This window comes from Bradyrhizobium sp. LB13.1 (genome assembly GCF_054056815.1).
In genome coordinates, this window is record NZ_JBSRYQ010000001.1 from 6361608 (window position 1) to 6380422 (window position 18815).

Sequence of the window (18815 nt, forward strand, 5' to 3'; positions counted from 1 at the left end):
CTCCCGCAAGCGGGAGAGGTGACCGGGCCAGCCGCCAGATCGAGTCAATCAAAAGTCATCACGCTCAGTACTTCGGCTCGTACATCTGCGACTGGACCAGGCCTTTCACGTCGTTCGGCGCGGGTCCGTCCGCGAGCCCGCGCTGAAAAGCGACGTCGGCGACGGCGGCGGCGATGCGAACCGAGACCTCGCGGATGCGCGGCAGCGCCGGGTAGAGGCTGCCCTGCGCAAGATCGTCCTTGCCGACGCAATTGGCGAGCGTATGGGCGGCGGCCATGAACATCTCGTCCGTCACCAGCCGTGAACGGCTGGCGATGACGCCGAGGCCGACGCCCGGGAAGATGTAGGAGTTGTTGCCCTGGCGCGGCACGAAGGTGCGGCCGTCGAGCTTGACCGGGTCATACGGGCTGCCGCAGGCAAACAGCGCGCGGCCCGCGGTGTAGCGGTAGGCATCTTCCGCAGAACATTCGGCTTTCGAGGTCGGGTTGGAGAGCGCAAACACGATCGGCTGCTCGTTGAGCTCGGCCATTGCCTTCAGTACGTCGGGTGTGAAGGCGCCGCCGACCGCGGCAACGCCGATGATCGCCGTCGGCTTCAGCGTCTTGATCGCGGTAAGGAAGTCGGCGATCGGCGCCTGATCGGCATGGGCATAACGGAGCTTGTGACCCGAGAGGCCTTCGCGGCTGCTAACGACAAGACCGCGCGAATCCACCAGCCAGTTGCGGCGGAGCGCTTCCGCCTCCGAGGCGCCCTCGGCCTTCATGGCGGAGACCACGAGGTCGGCGATGCCGGTCGCAGCCTCGCCTGCGCCAAGGAACAGGATGCGCTGATCCCTGAGCTTGCCGCCGTTGATGCGCAAGGCCGAGAAAAGGCCGGCGAGCGCCACCGCTGCGGTGCCCTGGATGTCGTCGTTGAAGACGCAGGCGTCATCCCGATATTTGTGCAGCAGCTTGAACGCCGAGTGATTGGCGAAATCCTCGAACTGGATCAGCACGCCGGGGAAGGTCTTTCGCGCGGCGACCATGAATTCGTCGACGAAGCTGTCATAAGCCTCGCCGGTGAGCCGCCGCTCGCGCAGGCCGAGGTAATAGGGATCGTTCAGGAGCTCTTCGTTGTTGGTGCCGACATCGAGCACGATCGGCAGGCACAGTTCGGGATGCACGCCGGCGCAGGCCGAATAGAGCGAGAGTTTTCCGACCGGAATGCCCATGCCGTTCGCGCCGAGATCGCCGAGGCCCAGGATGCGCTCGCCGTCGGTGACGACGATCAGCTTGGCTCGGTAAGGCCAGTTCTTCAGGATTTCGCCGATCTGGCCCCGATCGCGCGAGGATATGAACATGCCCCGTGGCCGCTGGAAGATCAGGCCGTATTTCTGGCAGGCGAGCCCCACCGTCGGCGTGTAGATGATGGGCTGGATCTCGTCGATATTGTCGACGACGACGCGGAAGAAAAGCGCCTCGTTGCGGTCGTGCAGCGCATTCAGCGCGACGTATTTCTCGAGATCGGTCGGCAGCGTGCGCAGATTGGTGAGCACGCGCTCGACCTGGGTCTCCATCGTCAGCACGCAAGGCGGCAGCAGGCCGCGCAAGCCGAGCGCGTCGCGGTCCTGCGCCGTGAAGGCGGTGCCCTTGTTGAGCAAGGGATCGCGCAGCAGCGTCATGCCGTGCGCGGTGTCGGATGACGTCGAATGGGCGCTGACCCGAGCAGGTCTATTCACGAATTCCCCCAGGGAGTTTCTTGTTGAGCCGCAATCATTGTCGGCCACCCCTCACCTGATATCAAGGACGTAGAAACTCAGGCATTGATTGTGATCTCGCACCGCAGCGAGATTTTCGTGAAGACCGGCAGTTGCGCGCGAGAAAAGATTAACGCCGCAAGACTCCCGCTCCTCATGGTGAGGAGCGCGTCTTCGCGCGTCTCGAACCATGCAGGCCCTGCTCTCTCCCGCGGCGCATCCTTCGAGACGCCCGCTCCGCGGGCTCCTCAGGATGAGGAATTGGTATTATTCCGCCTTGATATCGGCGGCCTTCACGATCGGCCACCATTTCTCGGTCTCGGCCTTCTGGAAGGCTCCGAGCGCCGCGGGCGTTTGCTGATCCGCTGGCGGAATCTCCTGCCCCAGTTCGCCAAAACGCTGCTTGACGGAGGGATCGGCAAGCACGGTCACGATGGCCGCGTTGAGCTTTGTGACGATCTCCTTCGGCGTGCTCTTCGGCGCCCAGATGCCGTGCCAGTAGGAAATGTAGAGGCCGGGTAGGCCCGCCTCGTCGACGGTCGGAATGTCGGGCGCAGACGCGAGCCGTGTCGGCGACGTCACCGCGAACGCCTTGATCGCATTGTTCTTGTATTGCGGCAGAGAATTAGAGGCCTGATCGAACATGATGTCGATCTGCCCGGCCACGAGGTCGATCATGGCAGGCCCTGCGCCGCGATAAGGCACGAACTGAAAATCGGTGCCGGTCCTTCCCTTGAAGAAGACACCGGCGACATGGGCGCCCGTGCCGGCGCCGGCTGTGCCGGCAGTCGCCTTGCCGGGGTTGGCCTTCAGCCAGGCGATCATCTCTTTCAGATTGTTGGCCTCGAGCGACTTCCGGCCGACGATCAGCTGCGTGCCCATCGCAATCGTTGCGACCGGTTCGAAATCGGCGATCACGTCGTAGGGCAGCTTGAAGATCGCGCCGTTGAGCACATGCGTGCCCCAATGACCGATCGTGATCGTGGTGCCGTCAGGCGTTGCGCGCGCAACGCGGGCGCCGGCGATGCTGCCGGAGGCGCCGGCCACGTTTTCGACCACGACCGTCGTGTGCAGTTCGGCGGCGATGCGTTCGGACAGGATGCGCGCCAGCGTGTCGGTCGGACCGCCCGCAGCGAACGGCACCACGAGGGTGATGGGACGCGACGGAAACGGCTGCGCGCTCGCAGGTGCGATCCCCGTCGTACATCCAATCAGCGCGCCCACAACCATCGCATGGCCGCGCAATCCGACCCACAGCCCCCGCATCAGTCTCTCCCACCCTTTTTGCCGCCCGCATGTTGTCAACGGGCTGGGGCCGGAGTGAACGCTGCCGGACGGGCCGAGGCAAGTCGGAAATTTAGCGGAGCGACTATACGGCCGCCCGCCTTGGCGTCAAATTGGCGGCGCTATCAGCCGGAGGCGCGACGTGCATCAAGATGGTCTGGGTGGGGGATGCGACCTCGATGCCGTTCTGTTGGAAACGCTGTTTCATGCGGCGGTTGAATTCGCGCTGCACCGGCCAGCGTCCGGCCTCTGTGCAGCGGATCTGGCCGACGATCGACACCATGGCGCCGTCGACCTTGTCGACGCCCCAGAGATCGAGATCGCCGCGGATCAACGCGCGGAATTCCACCTCGCGGCGCATCTCGTCGACGATATCCTTGAGGATCTGACCGGCGCGGTCGGTGTCTTCCTTGTAGGCGACGTTGACGCTGACGGACGCATTGCCGGCGCCGCGGCTGGCATTGGTGATGGTCGTCACCGCGCTGAACGGCACGATGTGCACGGCACCGTCGCCGGCACGGAGCCTGATAGTCCGGATCGAGACGTTCTCGACCACGCCTGATAGTCCCGACACGCTGACGCTGTCGCCGACCTGGACGGTGTTCTCCAGCAGCAGGAATAGACCGGTGATCAGATCCTGCACCAGCTTTTGCGAACCGAAACCGATGGCGATGCCGACGATGCCGGCGCCCGCCAGCAGCGGCGCGACGTTGACGCCGATCTCGCTGAGCGCCGTGAGGCCGACGACGGAGGCGATCACGCAGAGCAAGGCTGTCCGCAGCATCGGCTGAAAGGTCCGCAGCCGCGCGGCGCGGGCATAGTGCCCGTCGCGCGACAGCGTATTGATCTGGCGGTCCAGCAGCGCGTTGCTGGCTTCCCAGATCGCCGCCGCGATGAGTACGGCAACGCCGATCGTCATCACCGCCGAGATCAGCCGGCTGCCGATCTGGCCACCATAGAACCAGACGATGGCATCGACGCCCCAGACTTCGAGCACGGCCACCAGGCCGATGAAGGCGATCACGCTGGATACGATCTTGCGCAGCAGCGGCAGATAGCGGTTGGCGCGGATCTCGAGACCCGGAAAGCGCTGGAGGATCTCCGGCTTGATGCGGAAGCCGCGGTCGATCAAGCCCAGCGTCAGCATGATGGCAACACGCGTGATCAGCACCACCGCGATGGTGCCGACGAAGTATTGCAGCAGCAGCGAATAGCCGTTGCGGATGTTCAGCGCCCACACAGCCCACAGCGCAAGATCGAGTGCGATGGCAAGATAGTGCCAGCCGCCCGCAATGCGGTTGCGCAGTCGCGCCGCGATCCCCTGCCGGTCGGCCGGCGCGCGGATGGCTTCGGCGACCTGGCGGCGGCTTTGCAGGATGATGACGACGACGAAGAGATGCACGACCAGCATCACCATGCGCAGGAGCGCGGCATAGCCGGCACGATGCAGGCCGAGCAGCAGCGCCACGTTGGCAAAGGCGATGCCGGAGACGCCGACACCGACGATACGACGCGCCCAGATCTCGATATAGGCCGCGGTTTCGGCCCTGACCGGAAACAAGCCGAACGGTCCCGCCAGCGCACGGACCGCACAGATGAGCGCGCGCGAGAACGCATAAGCATTGACGACCGCGAGGATCACGAGGCGGACGGTGGTGGGCTCGCCGATCTCTGTGCCGAGCAGCGCCGTGGCGGCGCCGACAAAGACCAACACCGGAAGCAGCTCGAGCAGGAAGCGTCCCAGCACGAGGGGCAGCCGCAGCATGACCTGCCAGGCCCGCGCCAGGCTGTGGCGGCGCCTGTGCAATTCGGGCGCGGGGGTGACATCGGCCACGGATGACGGCGGATCGGCAATCGGCAACACCTGCACCGGCAGACGCGCCGCTTGCGGCATGCGCACTTCCAGGAACGCGACGGGGCGCCGGATCAGACGGAACATCACCCATTCGGCGCAATAGGCGCAGCCGAACACCAGCGCTAGCTTCCAACCGATCTCGATCAGGAGATTATAGGCCGCAGGATCGTTCGCGGTCCGCACGATCCAGTAGTAGAACGCCGGGAAGTGCGTGAGCGTCCTGGCCATATCGGCGACGTCTCGCGAAATTTCGCCGATCTCCTGAGACACGGTGAGCATGAGCTGCGCACCGAGGCCGTCGGCCGCGAGCGGGATCGGCGATTTCTGCTCGGGCGCGGGTTGCTGCTGACCGGGCGCATTCGCGATCGCGCGCAACGTATCGATCATCTGCGCGCGCTTCTTGTCGTCCTGCAGCGTCTCCAGCGCGCGCTTGGCCTCCTCCGGCGACACTGCAGCAGCACTGTTGGCGGCCGGCGGCTCTGCGCGAGCGCTGGTGAAAGACGAGATCGCGAGGAAGAGAACGGCGAAGAGCGCCGGGGCAAGCTTTTGCGACACGAGGATTCCCTGGAAAAAAACAAAAGCGCCGGCGGAATCGGAATCGTCATCACCGAAGCGCATGCGTCATGTCGGAAGGCGTTATTCGCCCCGGTCCTGTGTCGGAAATTTGCCGATGCGGCGACATTCTCTTGGCATTTGCCGCAACGCAGGAAACGGGAACCGCGGTCTCGGAGACACCGGGCGCGTATTAGACGCAGTACGCGCAACCTCTCCCGTCATTCCGGGAGTCGGCCCGGAATGACGGCGATGAGGAGGAGAGAGGCAGGATGTCAAAAACGCCTGTCGCGGCGGCCCCGTCACGGCCATCCGACATGATCGATGTGATGCGCAATACAGCGCCGGGCAGGTAGGGGCTTTGCCTTACTGATGCAGCCCACTAAACCTTGACCCGGCGTGCCGTTCGCGGATTCTGCCGCTATGCGATAGTCCGAACGAGCTCCATCGCAATTAACGCGGCTGGGTCTGCGGAGGTGGTGTCATAGACCTCCCCTTGCTCTTGATGTGGACATTGCGCGTCGCTTGTTTGCGACCATTGCGATGCTCCACCCGTGACACAAAACTGTCAAGCGGGATCGACCGCCTGAGGTATCACATTTCAGGACGCGTTCCATCTCACTGCGACAGATAAGCCGCAGCGGACCGCGGAATAAATTCCCTTCGGCAGTGGGCAAATTACGAGGCCGTCCTTCCCACCAATGTCGAGCGCCTCTGCTACTGGTGGGGCCGCGGGTATTGAGGGGACGACGGGGCCGATGGTGACATCCTGCTCCTGTTTTGCCCGACGAGTCAAACGGCTTCGTAAAATCCGCAGCCGTCTATAGTGTCCGTCAAGCCATTGATTTCGCTATCCTCGGCTACTGTGCATGGGGTTGTTTTCGCGTTTTTTGTCCGTGACCACGAGTGGGCGGGCTTCGCGCCAATCGACTGTCACTTCGCTCGCCCCTTGCTTCCCTTGCCCTCTTTCTCCAGCGCGTTGCGCACCTCGCCGAATTCCTCCCGCGACGCCTTGTCGGCGCGCGGAAAGCGCAAATCGAGCTTTTCGAGCGCTGCGACGATGGCCGACCCGATCACGACGCGGGCGAACCATTTGTGATCGGCCGGCACGACATACCACGGCGCATGCGGCGTTGCCGTGTGGCGCACGATGTCCTGATAGACCGCCTGGTAGCGCGGCCACAGCGCACGTTCCTTGATGTCGTCCATGGAGAACTTCCACTGCTTGGACGGATCCTCCAGCCGGTCGAGGAAGCGCTCGCGCTGCTCGTCCTTGGACAGGTTGAGGAAGAATTTCAGCACCACGGTGCCGTTACGCGAGAGATAGCGCTCGAAGGCGGAGATGTCCTCAAACCGCTCTTTCCAGATGTTCTTGGTGACGAGCTTTTGCGGCAGCTTCTCTTTGGCAAGGATCTCCGGATGCACGCGCGTCACCAGACATTCCTCGTAATGAGAGCGGTTGAAGATGCCGATATGGCCGCGTTCCGGCAGCGCGATCACGTGACGCCAGAGGAAGTCGTGGTCGAGCTCCTTGCTGCTCGGCGCCTTGAACGCACTGACTTCGCAGCCCTGCGGATTGATGCCCTCGAAGATCGCCTTGATCGCAGAATCCTTGCCGCCGGCGTCCATCGCCTGGAACACGATTAGCACCGACCAGCGGTCCTGGGCGTAGAGCTTCTCCTGAAACGCGATCAGCCGCTTCTTGTTGGCGTCGAGAAGCTCCTGCGCCTTCTCCTTGTCGAGGTCGCCCTTCGCGTCGGTCTTGTGGTCCTTGAGATGAAACTTGCCCGATCCATCGTAGCGGAACGGCGTGATGTAGCGGTCAAGTTCCTGGGCGAGCGATTTGGACGGCTTCTTGCTCATGAGCGCGGGGCACCTTGCGTTGCGGCTTCAATCGATCGAGCAAGCTACCAAGGATACCCTTGGGAAGGAATATGATGAAAAGCACGAGCAACACGCCGTAGACGAGATTGTCCCAGCCGACCGCCTTGGTGCCGAAACCAATGCGCAAGGTCTCGGCCAGCAGGATCGTGATGACGGCGCCGAAGGTCGGGCCGAGCGAGACGAACAGGCCGCCGACGATGGCGGCGAACACCATCTGGAGCGACACCGCGATGCCGCTGACGGTGTCGGGCGTGATGAACATCTGGTACTGGCAATAGATCGCGCCGGCGAGCGCCGTCATCACCGCGCTGAGCAGCGTGATCTTCAGCTTCTCCGCCGTGACGTCGACGCCAGCGGCGGCCGCAGCGTCCTCGTCTTCCGAGATCGCCTCAAGCGCATAGCGGGCCATGCTGCGGTCAACCCAGTGCCAGACCACGATGCCGAACAGCCAGACCCCGAGCGCGATCAGGTACCAGGTGATCTTGTCGTCGAATTGCAGCGCCAGGAGCTTGTTGCCCGGGGCCCGGTTCGGCGTGTAGCCGAGCGAGCCGCCGGTATAGTCGCGCGTCGCCGTGATGACCTGGAGCACGATCCCGGAGAGCGCGAGCGTCACCAGCACGAAATAGTGCCCGGTGATGCGGAAGCGGAAACAGGGATAGCCGACGATCAGCGCCAGCACGCCGGCCGCGACCATGCCGATGGGGATGCCGATCCAGGGTGACCATCCCAGATGATTCCAGAGCAGTGCGGTGACATAGGCGCCGATACCCATGAAACCGCCATGGCCGAGCGAGACGAGGCCGAACCGCCCCATCATCGACCAGGACGTATAGGCGAACGACCAGATCAGGATCAGCACCAGGATGTGCAGATGATAGGGATCGCGATAGACGAAGGGCAGCGCGACCAGCGCCGCTAATCCTATCGCCCAGGCTGCAAGCCGCCCCCGCCCCATCATCGGCGCCTCGCCAGCAGGCCCGCGGGGCGGATGAACATCATGACGATGAAGAAGGCGAAGGCGAGCACATAGCCCCATTCGAGATCGGAGAACAGGCCGCCAAGCGAGATGATCTCGGCGAACACGAAGGCGGCGATGAAGCCGCCGATGAAATTGCCGAGGCCGCCGAGCACGCAGATCAGGAAGGTGATCGGTCCGAACGACAGACCGACGAAGGGATGCACGTCATATTGCAGAACCAGCAGGCAGGCGGCGAGCCCGGCCAGAGCGCCGCCGAGTGCCGAGGTAATGAGATAGATCCGCTTGGTGTCGACGCCCATCAGCGCCATGATCTGCCGGTCCTGCGAGATCGCCCGGATCGCGGTGCCGGTGAAGGTCCGCGTCATGAACAGATAGACCACGACCATGCCGACCAGCGCCGCCAGAAAGGACAGCAGCCGCGCATAGCTAAAATGCATTTCGCCGAAGGCGAGCACCGGCAGGCGGATGCCGAGGTTGCGAAAGTCGATGCCGAAGGCGACGGTCGCAAAGCTCTGGAGCACGAACAGCACCCCGCCGGTCGCGAGCAATTGATTGATCGGAGGCGCTGTGAGCAGCGGCGCGATCACGAGGTAATGCAGCGCCGCGCCGAGCACCGCGACCAGCAGGATGGTAAGCGGCGCGGCGACGAAATAGCTGATGCCGTAATGCTGCACCATGAAATACATGGCGTACATGCCGATCATCACCAGTTCGGCGTAGCAGATCCAGGTCACGTCGATGACGCCGAAGATCAGGTTGAGCCCGAGCGCGAGCAGCGCCAGCACGCCGCCGAGCAGGATACCGTTGATCACGGCCTCCAGCAGGTAGATGTCGAAAATGTCCAAAAATGCTTGCATGCCCGCATGAACCTCACACCCCGAGATACGCTTCCTTGACCGTGTCGCTCGCCAGCATCTCGGCCGAGGTGCCTGAGGACCTGATCGTGCCCGCCTCGATCAGATAGGCACGATCGACCACTTTCAGCACCTGCTGCACATTCTGCTCGACGATCAGCACGGTCAGCCCGCTTGCTCGGATCCGCTTCACCAGCTCGAACACCTGCTGCACCACCACTGGCGCCAGCCCCGCCGACGGCTCGTCGAGCAGCAGCAGCTTTGGATTCGACATCAACGCGCGTCCGATCGCGCACATTTGCTGCTCGCCGCCGGACATGGTGCCGGCCATCTGGTGGCGGCGCTCCTTCAGGCGCGGAAACAGATCGAACACGACGTCCAGCCGCTCGGCATAATGGCCGCGCGCCTCCTTCATGAAGGCGCCCATCTTGAGATTGTCGTCGACCGAGAGCTGCGGAAACAGCCGCCGGTTCTCCGGCACATGCGCGATCCCGAGACTGACGATCTTGTGCGACGGCGTCGCCACGACGTCGATGCCCTCCATCGCGATCGACCCACGCGCGGGACGGATCAGGCCGGAAATGACGCGCATCAAGGTGGTCTTGCCGGCGCCGTTCGGGCCGATGACGCCGACCGCCTCGCCGGCCTTCACGTCGAGATTGACGTCGAACAGCGCCTGGAAGGTGCCGTAACCGGCATTGACGGCGCGGAGCTCCAGCATCGACTATCCTCCCGCGCGGCGGCGCGCTTCGGCGGCCGCGGCCTGCGTGGTCTCGGCATCGGTGCCGAGATAGACCTCGATGACGCGCGGATCGCCGGCAACCGCGCTCGGCAAACCTTCCGAGATCTTTTCGCCGTGGTCGAGCACCATCACGCGATCGACGACGCGCATCAGAACGCCCATGATGTGCTCGACCCAGATGATGGTGATGCCGAGCTCGTCGCGGATGTTGCGCAGCATGTCGGCGGCCTGGCCCATCTCGGCTTCGTCGAGCCCGCCGAGGCTCTCGTCGGCGAGCAGCAGTTTTGGCCCAGTCGCGAGTGCTTTCGCCAGTTCGAGCTTTTTCAGGCCGGCTGCGCCGAGGCCATCGACGCTGGCGTGGCGATCGGTCGGCAGGCCGACCATGGCCAGCGATCGCTCGGCCGCCTCCTCGGCCCTGGCACGGCTGTGGCGGCCCTGGCCGTAGAATCCGGCGAGCGCGACGTTCTCGAACATCGTCAAGCGGCGGAACGGCCGCGGGATCTGGAAGGTGCGGCCGATACCACTGTTGATGATCCGGTGCGGTGCGAGGCCCGCGATCTCGGAGCCGCCGAACAGGATCGAACCGGATGTCGGCGCCAGCGTGCCTGAGAGCATGTTGAAGATCGTGCTCTTGCCCGAAGCCGTTGGGGCCGATCAGGCCGAGGATCTCGCCCTGATCGACTTTGAACGACACGTTGTTGACGGCGGTGAAGCCACCAAACCGCTTCACCAGCCCGCTGACTTCCAGCACCGCTCCGCCCTCCTTGCTACGCGTATTTGCGCTACTGGTTGCTGTAGGTGGTGCCCTTCGGAAGCGGCAGCACGGCCTCGCGCTGCGCCTGGCTCTTGGGCCACACCACCGAGGATTTATCGTCGATGTACTGGATCACGACCGGGAACGAGCGCTCGTTCTGCCCGGCCATCGGCGTGCCCTCGCCGTAGAATTTGACGCCGAAGCCGAGCATGGTGCCGCCCTCTGGGATGTCGGTGTCGAGCGCCGCTTTGCGCAGCGCATCTGGATCGACGCCACCGTACTTCTTGATCGCTCGCGGCAGGACGTCATTCATGAACACATACGTGTTGGACGCGCCGATGCCGACATGAGCCGAGCGGATGGCGACGCCGGGCCGGATCTTGTCGAACTCCTCGCCGACCATCTTGATCACCGCAGGGAGCTTCGGATCCATGGTCTTCTGGTTGGCAAGCCAGATCGAGATGGGGTCGGTGTTGAAGATGTAGGTGGCATCGGCGCCCATGCCTTCCTTCAGCTTCTCATAGACGCCGTAGCCCGCGCCATGCCCCATCAGGGCGCCGAACTTCAGGCCCTGCTCGCGGGCCTGGCGCAACAGCAGCGTAATGTCCGGATTGTAGCCGGTGTGGAAGATCACGTCGGGCTTGGCGCGCTTCAACTTGGTCACCAGCGCGGAGAGGTCAGGTGCGGTGGCCGAATAGCCCTCTTTCATCACGACGTTGAAGCCGGCCTTCTTCGCGCCGGCTTCGTTGCCCTTGGACACGTCGACGCCATAGGCGCCGTCCTCGTGGATGATGGCGACGCGCAGATCCTTCGGCTCCTTGTCGAACTTCGCCTTGGCGTTCTGCGCGATGAAATCCATCGTCATCATGCCGAACTGGTCGCCGCTCGCCTGCGGGCGGAAGACGTATTTGTAACCCTTCTCGTTGAACACGGCCGACGAGATGCAGGTCGTCATCCACATGAACTTCTTGAGTTGCTCGACGCGCGCGGCCACCGGCACGCATTGCGCCGACGAGAAAAAGCCGAGCACCATGTCGACCTTCTCCTGCTCGAGCAGGCGGACGGATTCGTTTATGGCAATGTCGGGCTTGCTCTGCGCGTCGGCATAGACCGCCTCGATCTTGTAACCCTCGACGCCGGTCCTGGCGAAGTGGTCGAGGATGATCTTTGCGCCGATATAGCCGAGCTCAGAGCCGCCGCCGGCGAGAGGTCCGGTCAAATCGAAAACGACGCCGATCTTGATCTTCTTCTCTTGAGCCTGGGCGGAGATCGCCAAGCCCGTCGCTGATATCGCGACCAACAGCCCACGCACCAAGCGGGCAGCCATGCGCACGCGCATCAAAACCTCCCTGGACGATTGTGCATTGCATTCTTTTTGCTTTTACTTTTTTGCCCATCACATGGGCTGAGCGCAGCGATGTCAAGCCTCGCGAATCAGCGCGACGCGAACTGCTGCTCGACGAAGGCCGTGACAAATCGCGGCATGGACGGCGTGAGATCACTCATCCCGTGCACGAGATGGATAGCCGAGAGCTCCGGCTCAGCCTCGCGCGCCAGATTGGCTTCGATCCGCGCACGCGCCACGTCACCCGGCATGTCCAGGTTGATAATTTGCATCATTGCAATCGTGGGCCCGGAGACGACACAATGCCAGTCCGGCTCGGCACGGTAGTCGGCCGCGGTCAGGCCGGTCTCTTCCTCGAGTTCGCGGACAACGCTGCCGGAAATGTCGAGCGTGTCGCCCCTGACGTCGTCAAGGTCGGGCGTGCCCGAGGGGAAATAGATGCGCCCGCCGTTGGCGGTGTGCTGTGCCATCTCGCCCATCACGAAGGCGCCGTCGGAGGTGCGCAGCGCGCCCATGCCGAAACCGTTGAACACGGCTTTGTCGGGAATGCCCCAGTCGCGCCAGGCGAGGAAGCTCGCGAAATCGGTCTCGAAATAGGTCGCGGTGAAATGGCCATCCGTAAACACGGGATCACGCCCGAGCAGGACACGGCCGTTCCAAATCTTCGGCCGCTCACGCTGCTTCTCGGCGAAATGCGCGGCGATCTCGGCGCGCCGCTCCTCGGCGAACGGCCAGACGATCGGCCGCACGGCGAGATCAAGGGTGGTGACGCGATGAATGATTGATGACGTCATGACGCCTGATGACCCCACCTTCGCGTCAGTTATTTGGCGCTCCCCGTGGTCTTCTTGGCCTGCTCGACGTACTTGTTGGTAAAGGTCTTGCTGACGTCGATCTTGGCGTTAGCGACCTCGGGCGAGCCAACGCTGAACACCGCGAGCACGGCATCAGCGCCCTTCGGATCCATCTTGCCGGTCTCGGAGAACATAGGAATCGTGTTCTTGAGCGCCGCGAGATAGAGGTCCTTGTTCTTTCCGACCGTCTCCTCCGGCATCTTCGCCATGATCTCCTCGGGCGAGTGCGAGTGGATCCAGGCGAGCGTGCCCATGATCGCGTTGGTCAGCGCCTGCGTCTCCTTTTCGTGGCCGGCAACCCAGGCCGCGGTCGAGTACAGCGCACCGCCCGGATATTCGCCACCGAACGTCTCGAGCGTGTCCTTCTGGGTACGGGTGTCGCTGAGGATGCGAAGATCCTTGTGACTGCCCTGGAGCACGGTGACGGAGGGATCGAGCATCACGGCGGCGTCGATCTGGCCCTGCTCCATCGCGGCGACCGCGGTGGCGCCGAGGCCGACGCCGATCACGGCAGCGCTGGCGGGATCGACCCCATTCTTCTTGAGCATGTATTTGAGGAAGAAGTCCGTGGAGGAGCCGGGCGCGCTGACGCCGACCTTCTTGCCGGCTAGATCCTTGATCGACTTGATCTCGTTGGTGTGCGAGGGCGAAACCACCAGCACGAGGCCGGGATAGCGGTCATAGACCACGAAAGCCTGGAGCTCCTGCTTCTTGGCGGCGAGGTTGACGCAATGGTCGAAATAGCCGGAGACCACATCGGCGCTGCCGCCGAGCACGGCCTTGAGCGCGTCCGAGCCGCCCTTGAGGTCCACCAGTTCGACACTGAGCCCCGCCTTGTCGTATTCGCCGAGCTGCTTGGCCAGCACCGTCGGCAGATAGCACAGGCAGGAGCCGCCGCCGATGGCGATCGTGATCTTGCTTTGCGCCGCGGCAAGACCGGTGGTGAGCGTCAGCGCGAGCAACGCGCCGGCGAGCCGGCCAAACAGTTTCTTCATGGTTTCCTCCCAGTCTCAATTCGAGGCGCACGATAGAGCAGCGTGCGCCGCCTGAGAAGGTGCCGTGCCTACGATAGACTAAAAGCCGATGCGGAGGCCGCCCCGGCCGCTGACGATCGAGCCCGAATTGTTCCACGCGAGATATTCGGCCGCAGCGAAAAGAGACACGTTGCGCGACTGCCATTCCACGCCAAGGCCACCGAAACCACCCCAGACATTGCCCGCGCCCGGTGCGGTGAAGGCGAGCGGCTGCGTGAGCAAGGTGGCGTTGACGGTATCGCCACCGACCCGCTGCAAACCGAGCGCCCCGCCGGACAGGTGGATGGTTAGCAGCGATGCCGGGGATATCTGCGTGGTTCGGATGAACTTCAGCTCGGCCCGCTCCTCGATATTTTGCGTATTGCGGCCGCCGGCCGTCAGCGGCGCGGTGGTACCGGTCTCGGTATAGCCGTCGAAACCGGCATAGAGGTAACGGACCTGCACGTTCGGCGTCAGCGCGTAGTGCGAATCGAGCAGCGTTCCGAGCGCGAAGCGATGGCCCCATGTCAGTTCGGGACTGACGTACCAGCCGGTGTAACCCGCGGTCGCCGTCTCCAACCCATTAGCCACGAGATTGTTGTTGACCAGACGAGACGTCGAACTGTGCAGGGCCCCGCCCTGCAGCGCCGCATTGAGGAACGATGCGCCCGACGTGTAGCGCGCGTAGGCTCCGCCAAATGCGAGATTGCTGTCGGTGGCGTCGCCGTTCAGATCGAGGCGGTTATGGGTGCTGCCCGCGCCGACGAACAGGCCGAGCCGCAAATCCGGCCGCAGCGATTTGTCGATGCCGATCGCACCGCCATACCAGGTCGTGACGTTGCGCGACAGCAGGCCATCGGCAGCCTGCACATGCCGTCCGCCAAACCCTCTGCCCCACACGGCGGTGCCGTCGGCATAAATCGCGGTCGGACTCTTGTAGGCAACCTCGTCCGAGGCATAGGCCGAAAGGCCGGGAATGCCGGCAAAGGCATCGGCGATGCCCGACATGCCGCTATCGGGCGGAGCGAATGCGGACACGCCGCCACCGGATGCCATCACGCTGTCGAATGCCGGCACGATCGCAGAGACGCTGCGCGAGAAGTCGGCAACCACGCTGCCGGCCGTTGCAAACGAGGACGGATCGACCGAGGCGATCCGGTTGCCCGACACCACGTAAGGCACCGTGCCGTTCACCGTTGCGCCGGCCAGCGTATCGAAGGTGAGGTTCTGGTTGACCGCCCGCATGTTGACGGTGTCGCCGCCGCCGCCAAGATTGACGGCGCCGATGATGCGCGATCCCTGCTGCACGGTGAGCGTGTCGGACAATCCCACGAACTGGAGCGCGGCGAGCCGCCCGCTGAGGATCCCGGAATTGGTCAAATTGCTGGAGCCAAAGGCCTGAATGCCGAAGCCGCCGGCCGAGACGGTGCCGGAATTGATCACGGTGGCGTTGTGCTGATCGACTAAAATGGCAATGCCGCCCGTACCATTCGCCGAAATGATTCCGGAATTGACGACATGGGCGTTCTGAAGACCGATGATCGCGACGCCGGAGGGTCCATTGGCAGCGATCACGCCCGAATTCGTCACATTTGCATCTCGCACGGCGATGATAGCTGTAGCGGACAGACCGTCAGCCAGAATGGACCCGGAATTGAATACATTTGCATCTCGACCGGCACCGACGCCGGTACCGACGCCCGACGACGAGATGGTGCCGGAATTGACCACGTTGGCGTCTCGGCCCGCAGAAATTCCAACCGTGCCCGCGATCGTGCCCGAAATGACTCCGGAATTGGTGACGTTGGCATCCTGAAAAGCGCGGATCGCGCGCGCGGTGAAGCCGCCGACCGAAATGGTGCCGGAATTGACCACATTTGCGGTCGTTGCAGAGATGGCGAACAGATTTCCCAGGACGAGCCCTGAGTTGTTGACGTCGGCGATCTGGGTGGCGGCAATGGCGGTGCCGCCGGTATCGTTGGCTCTGATGAGCCCCGAATTGGTCACGGCGGCATTCCGCAGCGCGTGAATGGCGACGCCAGTGCTGGAAGCAGTGATCGTGCCGGTATTGGCTACGGTGGCATCTCGAATCGAAAGGACACCGCGACCGCCGTCCCCGGCCGAGATGATTCCGGAGTTGGTCAAACTGGCGTCTTGATAACTCTTGATACCGATGCCGCTGACGCCGTTCACCGAGATGGTGCCGGAATTGGTCGCAAGGACGGTCTCGCCGGAGACAATGCCGATGCCGCCGCTTCCATTGGCCGAGATGACCCCGAAATTGATAACGGTGGCAGTGTGCAGATCGACGAAAATACCGAAGCCATCGGGGCCGTCGGTCAGGATGCTTCCGGAATTGATCACATAGGCATTTCGACTGGCGATAATACCGGTGCCTTGGGCACCGTTGGCCGAAATCGTGCCGGAGTTAATTACGTTGGCGTCGCGCGTAGCCACAATAGCGTTACTCATACCATCGTCAGCCTGGATGATCCCGGAATTGCTAATGGTGGCATCCCGTCCCACCGCAACGGCGCTGTTGGCAGCACCCGCGGCAGCGACACTTCCTGAATTCGTCAGGTTCAAATCCTGATTGGCGAAGATGCCCAGACTGCTGAAGCCGCTGCTGGAGATCACGCCGGCCGCGGTGTTGGTCAGACTTAGCGTCCCCAGATCCTGCAAGCCGACATTGCCAATGCCCCGAATACTGGTATCAGCGAGCGTCCCGCCATTGGTGCAAGTCTGATTGGTCTGGACCGGGAAACCGACGCACTGCGCATTCGCAGCGTCCATCGGCCAAAACATCAGCGGCAACATCGCCGCCAAGAACACAGCCCCCGACATTCGGCAGCCACCGAAAGGCATTCCCAGACAAGACCTGAAAATTCGCAAAATATTCCTCAAACGCTCATCAAAAATAACGCCGAGGCGATCCAAGCGTTGGCGGCATGTTATTCAAATCAGGCGACTAAAGTCGATCAGCCCCGCGAATATGGCCGCCTATTTCAAATCCCTGTGGCAAACGCGCAACGCTGGGAACGTCGACCATATCGGCCGATCACCGCAAAGCAGCATGCGGCCCTTGAGACGGCGACTTTCCGACCGCTGGTCAAGCAAGTACCGGCGGCATACCATCGCTCGCATAATAATCAGCACGGGGAGGACTACCCATGAATCGCCTGGCCATCACGCTATCGCTCGTCGCCGCCTTCGCCGCCGGGTGCGGCGCAACTCACCTGATGCGGCCGGCGCTCGCCGCCGAGAACATCGCCCCGCAGATCATTCACACCGCCGAGATGGAGGGCGACGCACTCGGGAATGCCAACGCTGTCGGCTACCGTTCCAAGACGTTCGCAAGCGCCGATGGCGCCACCATCTCGATCCAGGTCGGCAATGTGCCCAAGCACATGCATCCCAACACCAACGAGATCCAGTACATTTTAGAGGGCACCGGCACGATCTGGTTCGGCGACAAGGAAGTCACGGTGAAGCCGGGCGACCTTGTCATCATCCCGAAGGGGACGCCGCATGGCGGCACCAAGCCGATCAGCGGACAGGTCAAGGCGATCGCGATCAAGACACCGCCGCAGGCGCCCGACGACACCAAGCTGCTGGACTGACCCATCGCGCTTCCGGGCTCGCGCCAATGCGCGGGCCCGTTCTTGAAATCCGGGCTAGATCGGGCGCGCCTGCTTCCGGATCTCGTTCGCGATCGGCTTGAGCGTGTCCGCTGGAAGCTGGGCGACGAGCGTATAGCCCATACCCCTGTCCGCCCAGGCGAAGCCCGTAATATTGCCGGTCGATTGCGGCAGCATCGGCGTATCCTGCCTGGGATTGCTCATCGGACGCGTCAGCACGACAAGACGGTCGCCGTGATCGTCGTCGTACATAAACATCGCGGCCGGACCATGCGAGGTCGCAACGAGGCGTCCTCCCATCAGCCGATAGCCGGAGACAGCAAGGTCCGGCACCTTGACCGGCTGTTTCAGCCGATTGGAGACCCATTGCGTCAGCTCGGCACTGTCTGAAGCTCGTATCTCGACCGGCCGTACGCGATCCGGAGCGTAGACTCCGTAGGAGTAAGCCGCCTCCTGCGCCAACGCAGACAGTCCGCTCGAACCATCCTGCAACAGGCTGCGCATGGTCCAGCCGCCGAGACCGCCAATGCTCAAGAGCAACAGCGCCGCGATCGCCGCCCACGCCCGCAAGGGACGCCGCTTTCGGCGCTCAATGATGCGCGACAGGTTCAGCGCGGACGGCAATGGTTCATCGGCGATCGACGCCAGCGCGCCGCGCAACTGCTCGCGCTGGGCGGCGAAAGCGGCGACGCGCCCCGCGATGTCAGGGTGATCGTCCAGATAGGATGCGATCTCTGCACGACGCTCGGGCTCGAGCGCCTGGTCCACATAGGCGTGGAGATCATCCTCCGTGATCGGCCGCTGGCTCATTTCATGCTCCGCAATGCCACGACGTTCCCCGGTGCAATGCCGTCTATCTCCTGAAGTAGCCTTTCTCGCGCGCGCGACAGGCGCGACATCACGGTCCCGACCGGGATATTCAGCACCGCCGCGGCATCGGCGTAGGAGAGATCCTCGACGGCAACAAGCAGCAATACAGCCCGCTGCTCTTCCGGAAGTTTCGCCAGCCTGTTCAGGACATCCTGATAGATCACCCTGTGCTCCTGCGCGGCAGCGCTGACGAGCTCACTCTCGCCTGCATCGTCGATCGGCATATGCCTGCCCCGCGCTGTTGCTTGACGGAACTGCGTGACCGCCAGATTGTGGAGGATGGTGAACAGCCACGCGCGCACGCTGCCGTCGCGCCGCTGATGCCAGCGGGTGACGGCGCGCTCCAGGCAATCCTGAACCAGATCGTCGGCAGCCGCGCGATCGCGAACGAGCGCCCGCGCATAACGACGGAGCGCGGGGATCAGCGGCTCGACCTGAACCAGCATATCCTTCATG

Annotated in this window: 14 protein-coding genes and 1 pseudogene; 1 reads left to right on the plus strand and 14 read right to left on the minus strand. The window is 63.3% G+C overall.

Translation table 11 applies throughout. The annotated features are described in order from the left end of the window. Positions 1-64 precede the first annotated feature (64 nt). The 12 genes and pseudogenes from ACVWYI_RS30805 to ACVWYI_RS30860 all read right to left on the minus strand — a co-directional run bounded on the left by ACVWYI_RS30805 (position 65) and on the right by ACVWYI_RS30860 (position 16644). Positions 65-1717 (minus strand): NAD-dependent malic enzyme, encoded by a 1653-nt coding sequence (locus tag ACVWYI_RS30805; protein WP_346730922.1) that lies wholly within the window; start codon positions 1715-1717, stop codon positions 65-67. Between the two features lie 285 nt (positions 1718-2002). Further along, complete coding sequence (locus ACVWYI_RS30810; protein WP_247341403.1) at positions 2003-3001, minus strand: tripartite tricarboxylate transporter substrate-binding protein; 999 nt, start codon at positions 2999-3001, stop codon at positions 2003-2005. Positions 3002-3104: 103 nt separating this feature from the next. Beyond that, entirely contained in the window at positions 3105-5429 is a 2325-nt protein-coding gene (locus ACVWYI_RS30815) for a mechanosensitive ion channel domain-containing protein (protein WP_247442907.1), read from the minus strand. A 930-nt stretch (positions 5430-6359) separates the two neighbouring features. Then, complete coding sequence (locus ACVWYI_RS30820; protein WP_247341400.1) at positions 6360-7289, minus strand: polyphosphate kinase 2 family protein; 930 nt, start codon at positions 7287-7289, stop codon at positions 6360-6362. Beyond that, the gene (locus ACVWYI_RS30825) at positions 7249-8268 is read right to left on the minus strand and encodes a branched-chain amino acid ABC transporter permease (protein ID WP_247341398.1); all 1020 of its coding nucleotides are present in this window, start codon (positions 8266-8268) and stop codon (positions 7249-7251) included. Before ACVWYI_RS30825 ends, ACVWYI_RS30820 begins: the two co-directional genes overlap by 41 nt. Next, positions 8265-9146 carry a branched-chain amino acid ABC transporter permease gene (locus tag ACVWYI_RS30830; protein WP_247341396.1) on the minus strand — a complete coding sequence of 294 codons (882 nt, stop codon included), beginning with the start codon at positions 9144-9146 and terminating at the stop codon, positions 8265-8267. Before ACVWYI_RS30830 ends, ACVWYI_RS30825 begins: the two co-directional genes overlap by 4 nt. A 13-nt stretch (positions 9147-9159) precedes the next feature. Next, positions 9160-9864: an ABC transporter ATP-binding protein gene (locus ACVWYI_RS30835; RefSeq protein ID WP_247341394.1), complete on the minus strand. Its 705-nt coding sequence runs from the start codon at positions 9862-9864 to the stop codon at positions 9160-9162. A gap of 3 nt (positions 9865-9867) precedes the next feature. After that, positions 9868-10636: pseudogene (locus tag ACVWYI_RS30840) on the minus strand (ABC transporter ATP-binding protein). 31 nt (positions 10637-10667) lie between these two features. Continuing rightward, positions 10668-11978, minus strand: coding sequence for an ABC transporter substrate-binding protein (locus ACVWYI_RS30845; RefSeq protein ID WP_456664037.1), 1311 nt, complete (start codon positions 11976-11978; stop codon positions 10668-10670). Positions 11979-12073: 95 nt separating this feature from the next. Continuing rightward, positions 12074-12778 carry an NUDIX hydrolase gene (locus ACVWYI_RS30850; protein ID WP_456664038.1) on the minus strand — a complete coding sequence of 235 codons (705 nt, stop codon included), beginning with the start codon at positions 12776-12778 and terminating at the stop codon, positions 12074-12076. A gap of 29 nt (positions 12779-12807) precedes the next feature. Continuing rightward, positions 12808-13833, minus strand: a complete 1026-nt coding sequence (locus ACVWYI_RS30855) for an ABC transporter substrate-binding protein (RefSeq protein WP_247341385.1) — start codon at positions 13831-13833, stop codon at positions 12808-12810. 78 nt (positions 13834-13911) lie between these two features. Continuing rightward, the gene (locus ACVWYI_RS30860; protein ID WP_456664039.1) at positions 13912-16644 is read right to left on the minus strand and encodes an autotransporter outer membrane beta-barrel domain-containing protein; all 2733 of its coding nucleotides are present in this window, start codon (positions 16642-16644) and stop codon (positions 13912-13914) included. A gap of 377 nt (positions 16645-17021) precedes the next feature. Between ACVWYI_RS30860 and ACVWYI_RS30865 the strand changes: the two genes are divergently transcribed. Then, positions 17022-17471, plus strand: coding sequence for a cupin domain-containing protein (locus ACVWYI_RS30865; RefSeq protein WP_247341381.1), 450 nt, complete (start codon positions 17022-17024; stop codon positions 17469-17471). Positions 17472-17525: 54 nt separating this feature from the next. On the opposite strand, the gene ACVWYI_RS30870 is transcribed toward ACVWYI_RS30865, so the two are convergent. Together ACVWYI_RS30870 and ACVWYI_RS30875 are read right to left on the minus strand one after the other, a co-directional pair. Then, positions 17526-18299 carry an anti-sigma factor family protein gene (locus ACVWYI_RS30870; protein WP_247341379.1) on the minus strand — a complete coding sequence of 258 codons (774 nt, stop codon included), beginning with the start codon at positions 18297-18299 and terminating at the stop codon, positions 17526-17528. Continuing rightward, positions 18296-18814: a sigma-70 family RNA polymerase sigma factor gene (locus ACVWYI_RS30875; protein ID WP_456664040.1), complete on the minus strand. Its 519-nt coding sequence runs from the start codon at positions 18812-18814 to the stop codon at positions 18296-18298. The genes ACVWYI_RS30870 and ACVWYI_RS30875 overlap by 4 nt, the downstream gene beginning before the upstream one ends. Between the last annotated feature and the right edge of the window lies 1 nt (position 18815).

Excerpts from the sequence above, each read along its gene's own strand:
- ACVWYI_RS30810 (WP_247341403.1), bottom strand. The coding sequence starts at position 3,001 with ATGCGGGGGCTGTGGGTCGGATTGCGCGGCCATGCGATGGTTGTGGGC.
- ACVWYI_RS30820 (WP_247341400.1), bottom strand. The coding sequence starts at position 7,289 with ATGAGCAAGAAGCCGTCCAAATCGCTCGCCCAGGAACTTGACCGCTAC.
- ACVWYI_RS30825 (WP_247341398.1), bottom strand. The coding sequence starts at position 8,268 with ATGATGGGGCGGGGGCGGCTTGCAGCCTGGGCGATAGGATTAGCGGCG.
- ACVWYI_RS30830 (WP_247341396.1), bottom strand. The coding sequence starts at position 9,146 with ATGCAAGCATTTTTGGACATTTTCGACATCTACCTGCTGGAGGCCGTG.
- ACVWYI_RS30835 (WP_247341394.1), bottom strand. The coding sequence starts at position 9,864 with ATGCTGGAGCTCCGCGCCGTCAATGCCGGTTACGGCACCTTCCAGGCG.
- ACVWYI_RS30845 (WP_456664037.1), bottom strand. The coding sequence starts at position 11,978 with ATGCGCGTGCGCATGGCTGCCCGCTTGGTGCGTGGGCTGTTGGTCGCG.
- ACVWYI_RS30850 (WP_456664038.1), bottom strand. The coding sequence starts at position 12,778 with ATGACGTCATCAATCATTCATCGCGTCACCACCCTTGATCTCGCCGTG.
- ACVWYI_RS30855 (WP_247341385.1), bottom strand. The coding sequence starts at position 13,833 with ATGAAGAAACTGTTTGGCCGGCTCGCCGGCGCGTTGCTCGCGCTGACG.
- ACVWYI_RS30860 (WP_456664039.1), bottom strand. The coding sequence starts at position 16,644 with ATGGACGCTGCGAATGCGCAGTGCGTCGGTTTCCCGGTCCAGACCAAT.
- ACVWYI_RS30865 (WP_247341381.1), top strand. The coding sequence starts at position 17,022 with ATGAATCGCCTGGCCATCACGCTATCGCTCGTCGCCGCCTTCGCCGCC.
- ACVWYI_RS30870 (WP_247341379.1), bottom strand. The coding sequence starts at position 18,299 with ATGAGCCAGCGGCCGATCACGGAGGATGATCTCCACGCCTATGTGGAC.
- ACVWYI_RS30875 (WP_456664040.1), bottom strand. The coding sequence starts at position 18,814 with ATGAAGGATATGCTGGTTCAGGTCGAGCCGCTGATCCCCGCGCTCCGT.